The 11,811-nt window shown below is 73.8% G+C and carries 15 protein-coding genes; 5 read left to right on the top strand and 10 right to left on the bottom strand.

Features of this window, described 5'->3' with window-relative positions; translation table 11 throughout:
• Positions 1-213: 213 nt before the first annotated feature.
• The 3 genes from DRV96_RS07995 to DRV96_RS07985 form a co-directional block, all read right to left on the bottom strand.
• The gene (locus tag DRV96_RS07995; protein WP_119289666.1) at positions 214-408 is read right to left on the bottom strand and encodes a YgaP family membrane protein; all 195 of its coding nucleotides are present in this window, start codon (positions 406-408) and stop codon (positions 214-216) included.
• An 86-nt stretch (positions 409-494) separates the two neighbouring features.
• On the bottom strand, positions 495-1,166 hold the full coding sequence (locus DRV96_RS07990; protein WP_119289664.1) for a Crp/Fnr family transcriptional regulator: 672 nt from the start codon (positions 1,164-1,166) through the stop codon (positions 495-497).
• Between the two features lie 82 nt (positions 1,167-1,248).
• The gene (locus DRV96_RS07985) at positions 1,249-1,836 is read right to left on the bottom strand and encodes a flavin reductase family protein (protein WP_119289662.1); all 588 of its coding nucleotides are present in this window, start codon (positions 1,834-1,836) and stop codon (positions 1,249-1,251) included.
• Between the two features lie 61 nt (positions 1,837-1,897).
• On the opposite strand from DRV96_RS07985, the gene DRV96_RS07980 reads away from it, so the two are divergent.
• The gene (locus tag DRV96_RS07980; protein ID WP_119289660.1) at positions 1,898-2,803 is read left to right on the top strand and encodes an EamA family transporter; all 906 of its coding nucleotides are present in this window, start codon (positions 1,898-1,900) and stop codon (positions 2,801-2,803) included.
• Positions 2,804-2,877: 74 nt separating this feature from the next.
• Here the strand turns inward: DRV96_RS07980 and DRV96_RS07975 are convergent, their stop codons facing one another.
• From DRV96_RS07975 to petA, 3 genes are all read right to left on the bottom strand, one after another.
• Positions 2,878-3,708, bottom strand: coding sequence for a TlpA family protein disulfide reductase (locus DRV96_RS07975; RefSeq protein WP_119289658.1), 831 nt, complete (start codon positions 3,706-3,708; stop codon positions 2,878-2,880).
• Positions 3,705-5,060, bottom strand: coding sequence for a DUF3422 family protein (locus DRV96_RS07970; RefSeq protein WP_119289655.1), 1,356 nt, complete (start codon positions 5,058-5,060; stop codon positions 3,705-3,707). The genes DRV96_RS07975 and DRV96_RS07970 overlap by 4 nt, the downstream gene beginning before the upstream one ends.
• A 67-nt stretch (positions 5,061-5,127) precedes the next feature.
• A complete protein-coding gene (petA, locus tag DRV96_RS07965) occupies positions 5,128-5,730 on the bottom strand; it encodes a ubiquinol-cytochrome c reductase iron-sulfur subunit (protein WP_419187041.1) in 603 nt (200 codons plus the stop codon).
• Between the two features lie 296 nt (positions 5,731-6,026).
• Here petA and DRV96_RS18845 point away from each other — a divergent pair, with 296 nt between their 5' ends.
• Complete coding sequence (locus DRV96_RS18845) at positions 6,027-6,497, top strand: rhodanese-like domain-containing protein (RefSeq protein WP_119289653.1); 471 nt, start codon at positions 6,027-6,029, stop codon at positions 6,495-6,497.
• Between the two features lie 61 nt (positions 6,498-6,558).
• Here DRV96_RS18845 and DRV96_RS07955 read toward each other — a convergent pair whose 3' ends face one another.
• The gene (locus tag DRV96_RS07955) at positions 6,559-7,191 is read right to left on the bottom strand and encodes a tetratricopeptide repeat protein (protein ID WP_162910982.1); all 633 of its coding nucleotides are present in this window, start codon (positions 7,189-7,191) and stop codon (positions 6,559-6,561) included.
• Between the two features lie 108 nt (positions 7,192-7,299).
• On the opposite strand from DRV96_RS07955, the gene lipB reads away from it, so the two are divergent.
• Positions 7,300-8,001, top strand: coding sequence for a lipoyl(octanoyl) transferase LipB (gene lipB, locus DRV96_RS07950; RefSeq protein ID WP_119289650.1), 702 nt, complete (start codon positions 7,300-7,302; stop codon positions 7,999-8,001).
• A gap of 26 nt (positions 8,002-8,027) precedes the next feature.
• Complete coding sequence (lipA, locus tag DRV96_RS07945) at positions 8,028-8,996, top strand: lipoyl synthase (protein ID WP_119289648.1); 969 nt, start codon at positions 8,028-8,030, stop codon at positions 8,994-8,996.
• A gap of 9 nt (positions 8,997-9,005) precedes the next feature.
• On the opposite strand, the gene DRV96_RS07940 is transcribed toward lipA, so the two are convergent.
• Both DRV96_RS07940 and DRV96_RS07935 read right to left on the bottom strand, forming a co-directional pair.
• A complete protein-coding gene (locus DRV96_RS07940; protein ID WP_119289646.1) occupies positions 9,006-9,353 on the bottom strand; it encodes a carboxymuconolactone decarboxylase family protein in 348 nt (115 codons plus the stop codon).
• Positions 9,354-9,449: 96 nt separating this feature from the next.
• On the bottom strand, positions 9,450-9,959 hold the full coding sequence (locus DRV96_RS07935) for a peroxiredoxin family protein (protein ID WP_119289643.1): 510 nt from the start codon (positions 9,957-9,959) through the stop codon (positions 9,450-9,452).
• Between DRV96_RS07935 and DRV96_RS07930 the strand changes: the two genes are divergently transcribed.
• The gene (locus DRV96_RS07930) at positions 9,958-10,647 is read left to right on the top strand and encodes a DUF4197 domain-containing protein (RefSeq protein ID WP_119289641.1); all 690 of its coding nucleotides are present in this window, start codon (positions 9,958-9,960) and stop codon (positions 10,645-10,647) included. The two genes, DRV96_RS07935 and DRV96_RS07930, sit on opposite strands and share 2 nt — an antisense overlap.
• Here DRV96_RS07930 and DRV96_RS07925 read toward each other — a convergent pair.
• Positions 10,625-11,809 carry a hypothetical protein gene (locus tag DRV96_RS07925; RefSeq protein WP_119289639.1) on the bottom strand — a complete coding sequence of 395 codons (1,185 nt, stop codon included), beginning with the start codon at positions 11,807-11,809 and terminating at the stop codon, positions 10,625-10,627. The genes DRV96_RS07930 and DRV96_RS07925 overlap by 23 nt on opposite strands.
• Positions 11,810-11,811: the final 2 nt, after the last annotated feature.

The following is an 11,811-nucleotide window of genomic DNA, read 5'->3' as shown; positions in this document are numbered from 1 at the left end:
GGTCATCTGCTTCATCGTCGCCCTCCGAACCTGCGTCGACTCCTTCAACGCACGCCACTACGATGCGGAGGACTTGATCAGCGTTTCCCTAGGGGGAGGGCGGTGTCCCGGCCCGTGGCTGCCGCGGTGCGGCCGGGGTGCGCGCGCCCGGCGCGTCGGGCGCGTGCACGTCGAGGCCGGCCGCCGACGCGGTGGCGCCGGCGGCCGGTGGGCTCAGGTGCCCTTGGTCTTGCAGGTGCTGATGCCGAACGGCAGGTAGGCCGGGCACCAGCCGAGCGCGGCGGTGACGATCGGCACGATGCCGATGTAGCCCCACGCACCGATCGTGCCGGTGGCCGCGAGCGCCACCAGCACGATGCCGACCACGAAGCGAAGGATGCGGTCGATGCCGCCGACGTTGGGTTTCATGCGCGATCTCCTCGAAAAGGACGGTCCCCGCGGGACCGCGTGCGAATGATGCTAGATCGCGTGCCGCCTGCGGTCGGTGACCCCGGTCACACCGAGCCGGCGGCGGCCAGTGCGCGCAGCGCGGCGGCGTCGACGATCTCGATGCGCTCGCGTCCCAGCCGTACCCAGCCGGCACGCTCGAAGCGCTTGAGCAGCCGCGTGACGATCTCGCGCACGGTGCCGATCTCGTCGGCCAGCGCCTGGTGCGTGGCCAGCACGACGCTGCCGTGCCCGAGCAGCGTCGCGGCGAGCCGCTGGTCCAGCCGCTGGAACGCCACCGCCTCGACGAGCGCCATCAGCTCGGCCAGCCGGTCGGCGAACACGCCGAACACGAAGCGCCGGAACGGCTCGTGCGCGGTCCAGCGCTCGAAGCCGGTCGGGTCGAGCACGACGAGCTCACTCGGCTGCGCCGCGACGCCGTGCGCGGCGAGCAGGCCGCGACCGAACAGGCACGACGTCGACGCGACGCAGACCTCGCCCGGCGTCACGCGGTACAGCTCGAGCGAGCGGCCCTGTGGCGTGCCGCGCGCGACGCGCACCTCGCCGGCGACGACGAGTGGAAAGCCGCGGCACGGTGTGCCCTCCTCGAACAGCACGGTGCCGGCGCTCACCTGCATCGCCTGCGCGTGGCGGGCGAGCACCGGATCGCGCAGCGGCGGGGCCAGTTCGGCGATCGCGGGGTACAGCTCGAGCAGGCGGGCGGTGGCGGCAGGCGGCATCGGTGACGTCGTGACGGCGGGCAACGCCGGCACTGTAAGCCGCACGCCGCCGGCGCGTGCGCGACCGCCGGCAGCGCGCCGATCAGGCCACGGGCGGCAGCACGCGGCCGCGCACCGTGGCCGCCGGTGACGCGAACACGCCGCCGCCGAGGTGGTGCAGCGTGTGCAGCGCCGCGTTGCCGTCGTGCATCGACCAGCGACCGTGCGCGAACACGCGCGCGTCGGCCTGCGCCGAGACGACTTCGGCGAACACGGTGTCGTAGGCCTGCTCGGTGTGCGCCTCGGGGATGCGGCGGCACTCGAGCCACGCGACGCAGCCCTCGACCAGCGGCAGGCCCAGCACCGGGCCGCTGAACGTCGCGATGCTGTAGGCGGCGAACTTGTCGCCGCCGGCGACGTCGCGCGCCGAGACGCTGCCCACCGTGTACGTCAGGTCGGCCAGCGCACGGCCCGGCAGGCTGAGCGCAAACGTGCCGCTGGCCAGCACCAGATCGTGCGTGACGGTGTGCTTGTCGATCACGACGGCCACGCGCGGCGGCGTGAACTCGACCGGCATCGACCACGCCGCCGCCATCACGTTGCGCCGCCCGCCGTGCGCGCTCGTCACGAGCACGGTGGGGCCGTGGTTGACGAGGCGGCTGGCGTGGGACAGGTCGACGGGCTGGCGCATCGACCGGCAGTGTAAGCAGTGGCCGACAGGGGCCTCGCGCGTCGGCGCCGACAATGGCCGCATGATTGCCCGCCCCACGGCGCTGCCGCCGAGCGCCTTCGCCACGCTGCTGCTGATCGCGCTGATGATGGGCGCCAACCACGTCGCCGCGCGCGTCGCGTTCGACCACGGCGTCGACGTCGCGACCGCGGTGACGTGGCGCAGCGCGTTCACGGCGCTCGCGGTCGGCGTGCTGCTGGCGGTGCAACGCGTGCCGCTGCGCCTGCAGCCGCGGCACCGGCGCGCGCTGCCGGCCATCGGGGTGCTCGTCGCGGTGCAGAGCCTGTGGCTGTACGCGGCGGTCGCGCGGCTGCCGGTGGCGCTCGCGCTGCTCGCGTTCAACACCTACCCGCTGTGGACCGCACTGTGGGCGCGCGTGCTGTACCGCCAGCGCGCCGAGCGCCGCGTGCTCGTCGCGATGCCGGTGCTGCTGGCCGGGCTCGCGCTCGCGCTCGACGTGTTCGGCGCCGCGTCGGGGCTCGGCGCGGCCGCACAGTGGGGGCGCATCGGTGCCGGTGTCGCGTTCGCGCTCGGCGCCGGCGCCGTGTTCGGCCTCGCGCTGGTGTGGACGCAGCACGAGGCCGGCGACCTCGACGGGCGCGTGCGCACCGCGGGCACGATGGGCATCGTCGCGGTGCTGGCGCTGGCCGGCACTGCGACGCAGGGCGGCCTGCACCTGCCGCAGGCGGCGGCCGGCTGGTGGGGCCTCGTGGCGCTGACGCTGCTGTACGGCACCGCGTTCACGGTGATGTTCACCGTGCTGCCGCGGCTGGGCGTCGTCGGCAACTCGGCGATCATGAACGTCGAGCCGGTGTTCGCGCTGGTACTCGCGTGGGCGATCCTCGGCCAGGCGATCGCGCCGGTGCAGGTCGCCGGCGCGATCGTCGTCGTCGCCACCGTCGTGGGGCTCGGGCTGCGGCGCCGCTGAACGCGGCAGCCCCACCCCCGCGCACACGCCGCAGCGGTGGCGGCGGGGCGCCCGCTGAATGTCGGCCGGCCGTGTCAGTGCGGGGATGGCCGCGAGGCGGTCGTGGTCTGCAGCACGCGCAGCCGGCTCGCGAGCGACGCGGCGCTGAGCATCCCGAAGTGACGCTCGACGACGCGGCCCTGCGCGTCGACGAACAGCGTCGTCGGCAGCCCGGTCGAACCGATCGCGGGCCCGAGCCGCGACGCGCGGTCGAGCCACACGCCGTCGAGCGCGAACGGCTGTGCCGCGAGGAAGCGCTGCACGGCCGCAGCGTCCTCGCCCTGGTTGACGAACACGAAGCGCACACCGCGCTCGCGCTGCTGCGCGGCGGCGAACGTGGGCAGCTCGGCGCGGCACGGTGCGCACCAGCTCGCCCACAGGTTGATCACGGCCGGCTGGCCGTGCACGAGCACGTCCAGCTCGGCCGGCGCGCCGTCGAGCGCCTGCAGCGCGAGCGCAGGCAGCGCGGGGCGGTCGTGCACGCCCAGCAGCGTCGACGACACGCCCCAGCACACGGCGCCCGCGGCCGATGCCGCCGCGAGCGGACGCCGCAGCGGTGCGGCACGCAGGCCGTGCCAGGCGAGCACGGCCAGCGACACCGCGATGCCGACCGCCGGCGACCAGCCGCCGTCGCGGATGTCGAGCACGCTCCACGGCGACGCGAGGTAGGCGTCGGCGGCGCCGGCGACGAACGCGACGCGCGCGGCCGCGAAGCCGGCCAGCGCCGCGAGCCACACGGCGTCGCCGGCTTCGCGCGCGTGCGCCCCGGCCATGCGCGCGGCGAGCCCTTGCGCGACCAGCAGCGCGACGAGCCACAGCAGCGGAACGATGGGAAACGCGAGCGGGCCGACCTGCAGCGCCGTCATGCGTCCTTCGCGTGCAGGCGTTCGTGGATGCGGCGCGTCGTGCGCCACACGCCCCACAGCACCAAGGGGATCAGCGCGCCGACCGTCATCTCGGGGTCGAGCGGCAATCCGGCCGACTTCGCGGCCTTCGCACCGTACAGCATCAGGCTGACGACGTAATACGAAATCGCGGCGATCGACAGCCCTTCGACGGTGGTCTGCAGCCGCAGCTGCAGTTCCTGCCCGCGCGTGAGCTTGGCCAGCAGCTGCTGGTTCTGCGTCTCGGTGGCGATGTCGACGCGCGTGCGCAGCAGGGCGCTCGCGCGCTCGACACGCTGCGACAGCGACGCGAGCCGCTGCGCGGTGGCGGCCACGGTGGCGATCGCCGGGTTGAGCCGGCGCTGCAGGAACTCGCCGATCGTCTGCGTGCCGGGGATCGCCGCTTCGCGCAGCTCGGCGAGGCGCTCGGCCACCAGCGTGCTGTACGCGCGCGTGGCGGCGAAGCGGTAGTCGTGCGCGGCGGTCGCGCGCTCGAGCCGCCCGGCCAGCGCGACGAGGCGGTCGAGCAGCTCCTGGTCGGAGGCCTGGCCGGCCTCGAGCTGCTCGGTCAGCGACGCGAGTGTCGCCTCGGCGTCGCCGAGCATCGGCGCCAGCGACTTGGCCGCCGGCAGGCCGCGCAGTGCCATCATGCGGTAGGTCTCGAGCTCGAGAAGGCGCTGCGAGATGCGCCCGGCGCGCGTCTCGGTCGTGTCGGGCGGCGCGATGACGAGCATGCGCTCGTAGCCGCTCGCGCGCAGCTGGAAGTCGGTCACGGCGCACGAGTGGCTGCCGCCGCCCGGGGCGCGGCCCATCAGCGACGCGACGACGGGGCGACCGCCGAACCAGCGCTGCGCCAGCGGCACCAGCGCCGCGGGGTCGGCGAGGTCGCCGTGCACCATCGCGAGCTTGATCGCCGCGACGGTGCGCCCGGGGATCTCGCGCAGCCACTGCGGATCGACGACGACGGCCGGCAGCAGCTCGGGGTCGGCAGCGCCGAGCGCGGCGCTGTCGGGCAGCGGCTGCACGATCGAGTAGCGCGTGAACTCGGTGTGACGCTCCCACTTGACGGTGCAGCCACCCAGGCGCAGGCGCAGGAAGTTGCCCGCCAGCGCGTCGAGCGGCAGCGCGTCCTGGCCGGGCAGGCGGCGCAGGTGCGCGCACTCGGCGTCGCGGCCGATGCCCGCGTTGAGCACGGCGACGTAGACGACGAGCGCCGGCAGCCGGATGCGCGCCGACGGGCGCGCGTGCACTTCGTTGTGCAGCACCTCGCGCAGCGCGTCGTCGGGCGGCAGCGCGAGGTGCGTCGTGGGGGTGCCGGGGTCGGGAGGCGTCATCCGGGGGCGGCGCGGGCAGCGGCCCCCGCATTCTGCCCGCGCGCCGCAGGGCCGGCCGCGTCGCCGTTCAGGCCTGGTCCTCGCCGATCAGCAGCCGCGAGTCGCTGACGTAGCGGTGCGGCGGGATCTCGAGGTTGGTCGGCGCGGGCTTGTTGCGGAACACGCGGCCCGCGCCGTCGAACGTCGAGCCGTGGCACGGGCAGAAGAAGCCCCCGGCCCAGTCGGCGCCGACGCTGGGGTTCGCGCTGCCGGCCGGCACCGCGGTCGGCGAGCAGCCCAGGTGCGTGCAGATCCCGACCGCGACGAAGATCTCGGGCCGGATCGAGCGCGTCGCGTTGCGTGCGTAGTCGGGTTGCTGGGGGCGCAGCGACTGGGGGTCGGCGAGGTCGGGGTGCGGGCGTTCGACGGCGGCCAGCATTTCGGGTGTGCGACGCACGATCCACACCGGCTTGCCGCGCCACTCGACGGTCTTCATGCCGCCCGGCGGGATGTCCGACAGGTCGACCTCGACGGCGGCACCGAGCGCGCGGGCGCGCTCGCTCGGCGCGAATGACGCGACGAACGGGACCGACGCCCCGACCGCGGCGACGCCGCCGGCGGCCGAGGCCGTCAGAACCCAGAAGCGGCGCTCGGGGTCGGTCGGCGTCGGGCGCATCGTGTCGGTGCTCATCTCGGACTCTCCTTTCTTCGGTCAGTGGGGATTCTTCGGGGCCACTCTGTGTCCCGGGCCGTGCGATCGCGGCCGCTCCGCTGCCGACCGTCAAGACCCGTGCCGGCGCCAGCCGTTCCGCAAAGAGCCATCGCGCAGCCCGGCGATCGCGGCGCGGCTGCGGCAGCGTCGGCGCGCGTTGGAGTGCGCCGCGCGCGCATCGGTTCGCGCGGTTCGACGACGGCGCTGCAAGGCCGCCGGGCGCACAGGATCGCGAGACCGATGCATGGTGCAGGCAGTATACGGCGACGGGTATCATGCGACGTTCTGCACCTGCCGTCCACGACGATGACCGATCCCGCTGCACCGCCTCGCACTGCCCGCCCCGCCGCCACGGGGTCGCGGCGTGCCGTCGTCATGGCGGCGGCCGCACTCGCAGTCGCGGCCGCCGCACGACGGCGCCGCTGCGGGTCACGCTCGAACACGCGCGTGCCGAGCACGAGGCGGGCCGCGCCCTGCTGATCGACATCCGCGAGCCGGCCGAGCATGCCACCGGCGTGGCCCCCGGTGCGCGCTTGTGGCCGATGCGGCAGCTCGCCGCGCGCCTCGAGGACATCCCGCCGCGCGACCCGGCGACGCCGGTGCTGCTGATCTGCAACACGCAGAATCGCTCGCGCGCGGCGGTGCAGGCGTTGCACGAGCAAGGCTACACGCACGTGCACTACGTCGACGGTGGCATGAGCGAGTGGGCGCGGCGCGGCTGGCCGCTCGTGCGCCCGCGACCCTGAAGGGCGCCGCGATGGGCGTGGTGCGCGGCGCGCGCCGGTCGTCGTCGACGGCGCGCGCGGTTCAGCAGCCCGGCGCGCGCAGCCGGTCCTGCAGTTCGCGCGCCTTCGCTGCCGCCGCGGCGTCGCCGGCGTCGGCGGCCAGCGCGTACCAGTACAGCGCCAGCCGCAGGTCGCACTCGACGCCCAGGCCGGCCTCGTACATCGATGCGATCAGATACATCGCGCCGACGTCGCCGGCGTTGGCCGCCTCGCGGTACCAGCGTGCGGCTTGCGCCATGTCGGTCTCGGTGCCGCGGCCGAGGTAATACGACGTCGCGACCTCGATCTGCGCCTCGACGCTGCCGGCGGTCGCGGCGCGCAGGTACCAGCGGTGTGCGGCGGGCAGGTCGGCGCGGCCGGTGGCCGTCCCGTCCTCGTGCAGCCGCGCCAGCTGCACCATCGCGGTGACGAAGCCGCCGTCGGCCGCACGCTCAAGCAGCACCAGCGCCGCCGGGACGCCGGCCGCTGACAGCCGCTCGAAGATCGCGCGTGCCTCGTCGACGCGGCCGGCCTCGTACGCGCGCACGCCGAGTTCGAGCTGCGCACGCAAGGCCCCCGAGGGCGGCGGCGACTGTGCGAAGGCCGCCGTGGCAGCCACGGCCAGGGCGAGCGCTGCGAGCCGGGCACGCAGCAGGCGGGATCGGGGGGCTTTCAATGCGCGGTCCTTCGTCGTCGGCGGGAAAGGCCGTCGTGCTGGCACGCGCCTGCACACCCCCGGCTGCGAGTGTGCCGCAGGATGCGCCGCGCCGCCGACAATGCCGGCATGACGGCTGCTGCCTCGCCCCTGCCCGAGCCCCCGGTCGTGCGCCTGCTCGGGACGCGCGACTACGTGGCCACCGACGCGGCGATGCGCGCCTTCACCGCCGCGCGCGACGCCACCACGCGCGACGAGGTCTGGCTCGTCGAGCACCCGCCGGTGTTCACGCAGGGCGTAGCCGGCCGCAGCGAGCACGTGCTGGCGCCCGGCGACATCCCCGTCGTGCAGACCAACCGCGGCGGGCAGGTCACGTACCACGGGCCGGGGCAGGTCGTCGCGTACCCGCTGGTCGACCTGCAGCGGTTGGGCATCTACGTCAAGGAGTACGTGTTCCGGCTCGAGACGGCGGTGCTGAAGGTGCTCGAGGACTACGGCGTCACCGGCCACCGCGTCGCCGGCGCGCCGGGCGTCTACGTGCGCCTCGACGACCCCTTCGGCCACGCGGCACTGGCCGGGCCGAGCGATCCGCGCGACCCGTTCCGCGGGCTCGGCAAGATCGCCGCGCTGGGCATCAAGGTCAGCCGCCACTTCGCGTACCACGGCGTCGCGCTCAACGTCGCGATGGACCTGGAGCCGTTTCGCCGCATCCACCCTTGTGGCTATGCCGGGCTCGAGACGGTCGATCTGGCTAGACTTGGGGTTTTCACCACCTGGGGCGAGGCGGCCGATCGGCTTGCGCGCCGGCTGGCCGACCAGCTGACGCCCTGACCTGCGCCCCGCCGACGCCGACCGCGATGACGACGCCCACCCCCGCCTACGACCCGTCCGCCAAGCAGAAGGCGCAGGCCAAGACCGCGCGCATCCCGATCAAGGTCGTGCCGGCCGAGGTGCTGAAGAAGCCGGAGTGGATCCGCGTCAAGGCCGGCAGCCCGAGCACGCGCTTCTACGAGATCAAGCAGATCCTGCGCGAGCACCGGCTGCACACCGTGTGCGAGGAGGCGAGCTGCCCGAACATCGGCGAGTGCTTCGGCAACGGCACCGCGACGTTCATGATCATGGGCGACAAGTGCACGCGCCGCTGCCCGTTCTGCGACGTCGGCCACGGCCGCCCCGACCCGCTCGACGCCGACGAGCCGCTGAACCTCGCGAAGACGATCGCGGCGCTCAAGCTCAGGTACGTCGTCATCACCAGCGTCGACCGCGACGACCTGCGCGACGGCGGCGCGGCGCACTTCGTCGAGTGCATCCGCAAGACGCGAGAGCTGTCGCCCGGCACGCAGATCGAGATCCTGACGCCCGACTTCCGCGGCCGCATGGACCGCGCGCTCGGCATCCTGAAGGCCGCGCCGCCCGACGTGATGAACCACAACCTCGAGACGGTGCCCCGGCTGTACAGGGAAGCGCGCCCGGGCTCGGACTACCAGTTCAGCCTGACGCTGCTGCAGCGCTTCAAGCAGGAGGTGCCCGGCGTGCCGACCAAGAGCGGGCTGATGGTGGGGCTGGGCGAGACCGACGACGAGATCCTGCAGGTCATGCGCGACATGCGCGCGCACGGCATCGACATGCTGACGATCGGCCAGTACCTCGCGCCCAGCGGCCACCACCTGCCGGTGCGCCGCTACGTGCACCCCGACACGTTCGCGATGTTCGAGCGCGAGGCCTACGCGATGGGTTTCACGCACGCCGCGGTCGGACCGCTCGTGCGCTCGAGCTACCACGCCGACCGGCAGGCGCACGCGGCCGGCATCGCGCCGGTGGCGTGACCGACGCGTTCAGCAGGCGCTGAACTGCTCCCAGGCCTGCAGCGCCTCGGCGGCGTACATCAGCGACGGCCCGCCGCCCATGTAGACCGCCACGCCGAGGGCTTCCTCGAACTCGGCCTTCGTCGCGCCGAGCTTCACGAGCGCCTTGGTGTGGAAGCCGATGCACGCCGGACAGCGCTGGCTGACGCTGATGCCCAGCGCGATCAGCTCCTTGGTCTTCTCGCTGAGCGTGCCGTCGGCCATTGCGGCTGAGGCCATCGCGCTGAAGCCCTGGATCGTCGCGGCCTGCGACTTGCGAAACGGCACGAGCTGCTTCGACACGTTCTGCGTCAGCTCGGGAAACGACGGGGTGGTCATGGCGAAAGGAGGCAGGTTGAACGATACCCGCCACCCTAGACGCAATCGCCGTTGCCGGGCTTGACCTCGCGCAAGCCCGCCGCGCGGGAGGCCGGCTCAGCCGCGCGTCAGCAGCTTGTCGACCAGCGCGTGCAGTGCCGCGAAGTCGGGCTCGCCGACGTAGCGCTTGACGATCTCGCCGCGCTGGTTGATCAAAAACGTCGTCGGCGTCAGCCGCACGTCGCCGAAGCGCTGCGCGATCTCGCCGGTGTTGTCGATCGCCACCGCGAACGGCAGCTGCCGCGTCTCGGCGAAGCGCGAGACGAACGCCGGCGGGTCGTAGCTCATCGCCACGGCGATCGTCTCATAGCCGCGGGCGCGGAATTTCTCGTGCGTCGCGGCGATCTGCGGCATCTCCTTGACGCAGGTGACGCAGCTTGTCGCCCAGAAGTTGACGAGCACCACCTTGCCGCGCAGGTCGTCGCTGGTGACCTTCGAGCCATCCAACAAGGTGTAAGTGACCGCCGGCGCCGGCTCCAGACGTGCCAGACTCTGCCACGCGAGCAGGGCGATCACGACGGCGATCGTGCCGGCAAGCGCGATGACGACGGAACGGGAGAGCTTCATGACAGCAGGTGCGGTCGGTCGAAGGCAGTTTACGGCAGCGCTCGTTTCGAGTGCGGCAGCGGGGTTGGCGTTCCCGGCGTGGGCGCTCAGCGAGTCCGATGCCGCGGCGGGGGTGCGTGCCGCACTCGAGCGCGCCGGCACCGCGGCGGTGCAGCTGCTCGGCCGCAAGGACGGCTTCTGGGGCAACAAGGCGCTGCGCATCGGGCTGCCGCCGCCGCTGGACTCGGCGGCCCAGGTGATGAAGGCGATGGGCCAGGGCAGGCGCGTCGACGAGCTCGAACTGGCGATCAACCGCGCGGCCGAAACGGCGGTCGCCGGTTCGCTCGACCTCGTACGCGGCGCGGTGCGCTCGATGACGGTCGAGGACGCGGTGGCGATCGTGCGCGGCGGCGATACGGCCGTCACGCAGTTCTTCGAGCGCAAGACGCGCGAGCCGCTGACGCAGCGTTTCCGCCCGATCGTCGACGACGCGACGCGCAAGCACGCGCTGGCCGAGAAGTACAACGCGCTGGCCCAGCGCGCCGCCAGCGCCGGGCTCGTCAAGGGCGAGCAGGCGAGCATCGAGGCCTACGTGACCGACAAGGCGCTCGACGGCCTGTACCGCACGATCGGCGAGGAGGAGCGCAAGATCCGCCGCGACCCGGTGGCCACCGGCAGCGCGCTGCTCAAGCGGGTGTTCGGTCGCTGAGCGGCGGCGGGGCGTCCTGCGACAGCTCGAACATCAGCGCCGCGGGCAGCGCGTCGGCCAGCGTCGCCCGGCCGACGCGGGCGATGCCGCCGGCGTCGAACGGCGACGTGTTCAGCCGTGGACCGTCGTCGGCGACCTCGACGAACACGGGCGGGTGCGCGAGCGCGCGCAGGTCGGCGTGCAGCGCGCGCAGCCGCTCGCCGGCCAGTTGCGCGTCGTGTACGAGCACGTGCGGCGGGCCGGCCTGGCAGAACTCGCGTGCGCCTTCGACCGAGCCGACGAAGTCGATCATCAGCCCGAGCGGGCGCAGCGCGTCGCGGATTTCCTGGCGCAGGTCGCGCCGCGCGGTGACGACGAGCACGTGGTGGCCGGCCAGCGGCCGCGAGCCGAACGTCGAAGGGAAGCCGGTGTCGAGTTCGAGCGTGCTGATGCCCTCGATCGGCGCGTAGACGGTGCACGGGAACTCGACCGTCAGCCGGCAGCCGCAGGCGGTGTCGGCGCGCTCGAGCACGAGGCCGGCGGTGACGGCGATCTGGCGCAGCAGCTGCCAGTCGAGCGTGTCCAGTGCGTCGACGTGCATCGGTGCCTGCGGGTCGGGCACCTCGTCGGTGGGCCGGTGGCGAAAGCGCACGTGCAGTCGCGCACGCGCCGGCCACGAGCGGTGGTCGAGCCCGATGTGCAGCGCCGAGCGCGTGTGCGCGAGCGCCCAGTCGAGGGCGGCGTGCAGCAGGCGGTGCAGCAGCGGCGGGTCGACGACGACGGCGGCCGGCCGGATCGTCTCGAGCAGCGGGGTGCCGCGGCTGCGCGCCGCGGGCTGCCGCTCGGCGACGACTTCGCGCAGCACGAGCGCCAGATCGAGCTGCTCCGGGCGCCGCTGCAGCGCCGGGTTCGCGAGCCGCGCGAGCTGCTGCGCGAGCAGCGCCGCGGCGCGGGCGCGCTCGATCTCGCGCGCCAGGGCCTGCAGCGCCACCGGGTCGCGGCCCGGGACGTCGGTCAGCGCACGCAGGCGTTCGAGCGCGGCGGTCAGCGGCTGCGCGACTTCGGCGCCGAACTGGGCGAACAGGGCCGACCAGTGCGCGTCGGCGACGTCGTGCGCATCGCCGCCGTCGATGGCGGTGCGCGCGGGATCACCCGCCCGCGGGGCGTCGTGGGTCGAGTCCATAC

The sequence above is a fragment of the Azohydromonas sediminis genome, assembly GCF_003574675.1.
Classification (GTDB): domain Bacteria; phylum Pseudomonadota; class Gammaproteobacteria; order Burkholderiales; family Burkholderiaceae_C; genus Calidifontimicrobium; species Calidifontimicrobium sediminis.
This window is presented reverse-complemented; position numbering and strand designations above follow the sequence as displayed.

What these genes read in the sequence shown, in the direction of transcription:
- DRV96_RS07975 (WP_119289658.1), bottom strand. Translation starts at nt 3,708, where the DNA reads ATGACGGCGCTGCAGGTCGGCCCGCTCGCGTTTCCCATCGTTCCGCTG.
- DRV96_RS07925 (WP_119289639.1), bottom strand. Translation starts at nt 11,809, where the DNA reads ATGGACTCGACCCACGACGCCCCGCGGGCGGGTGATCCCGCGCGCACC.
- DRV96_RS07985 (WP_119289662.1), bottom strand. Translation starts at nt 1,836, where the DNA reads ATGCGCCAGCCCGTCGACCTGTCCCACGCCAGCCGCCTCGTCAACCAC.
- DRV96_RS07940 (WP_119289646.1), bottom strand. Translation starts at nt 9,353, where the DNA reads ATGACCACCCCGTCGTTTCCCGAGCTGACGCAGAACGTGTCGAAGCAG.
- lipA (WP_119289648.1), top strand. Translation starts at nt 8,028, where the DNA reads ATGACGACGCCCACCCCCGCCTACGACCCGTCCGCCAAGCAGAAGGCG.
- lipB (WP_119289650.1), top strand. Translation starts at nt 7,300, where the DNA reads ATGACGGCTGCTGCCTCGCCCCTGCCCGAGCCCCCGGTCGTGCGCCTG.
- DRV96_RS07995 (WP_119289666.1), bottom strand. Translation starts at nt 408, where the DNA reads ATGAAACCCAACGTCGGCGGCATCGACCGCATCCTTCGCTTCGTGGTC.
- DRV96_RS07990 (WP_119289664.1), bottom strand. Translation starts at nt 1,166, where the DNA reads ATGCCGCCTGCCGCCACCGCCCGCCTGCTCGAGCTGTACCCCGCGATC.
- DRV96_RS07935 (WP_119289643.1), bottom strand. Translation starts at nt 9,959, where the DNA reads ATGAAGCTCTCCCGTTCCGTCGTCATCGCGCTTGCCGGCACGATCGCC.
- petA (WP_419187041.1), bottom strand. Translation starts at nt 5,730, where the DNA reads ATGAGCACCGACACGATGCGCCCGACGCCGACCGACCCCGAGCGCCGC.
- DRV96_RS07970 (WP_119289655.1), bottom strand. Translation starts at nt 5,060, where the DNA reads ATGACGCCTCCCGACCCCGGCACCCCCACGACGCACCTCGCGCTGCCG.
- DRV96_RS07930 (WP_119289641.1), top strand. Translation starts at nt 9,958, where the DNA reads ATGACAGCAGGTGCGGTCGGTCGAAGGCAGTTTACGGCAGCGCTCGTT.
- DRV96_RS18845 (WP_119289653.1), top strand. Translation starts at nt 6,027, where the DNA reads ATGCGACGTTCTGCACCTGCCGTCCACGACGATGACCGATCCCGCTGC.
- DRV96_RS07980 (WP_119289660.1), top strand. Translation starts at nt 1,898, where the DNA reads ATGATTGCCCGCCCCACGGCGCTGCCGCCGAGCGCCTTCGCCACGCTG.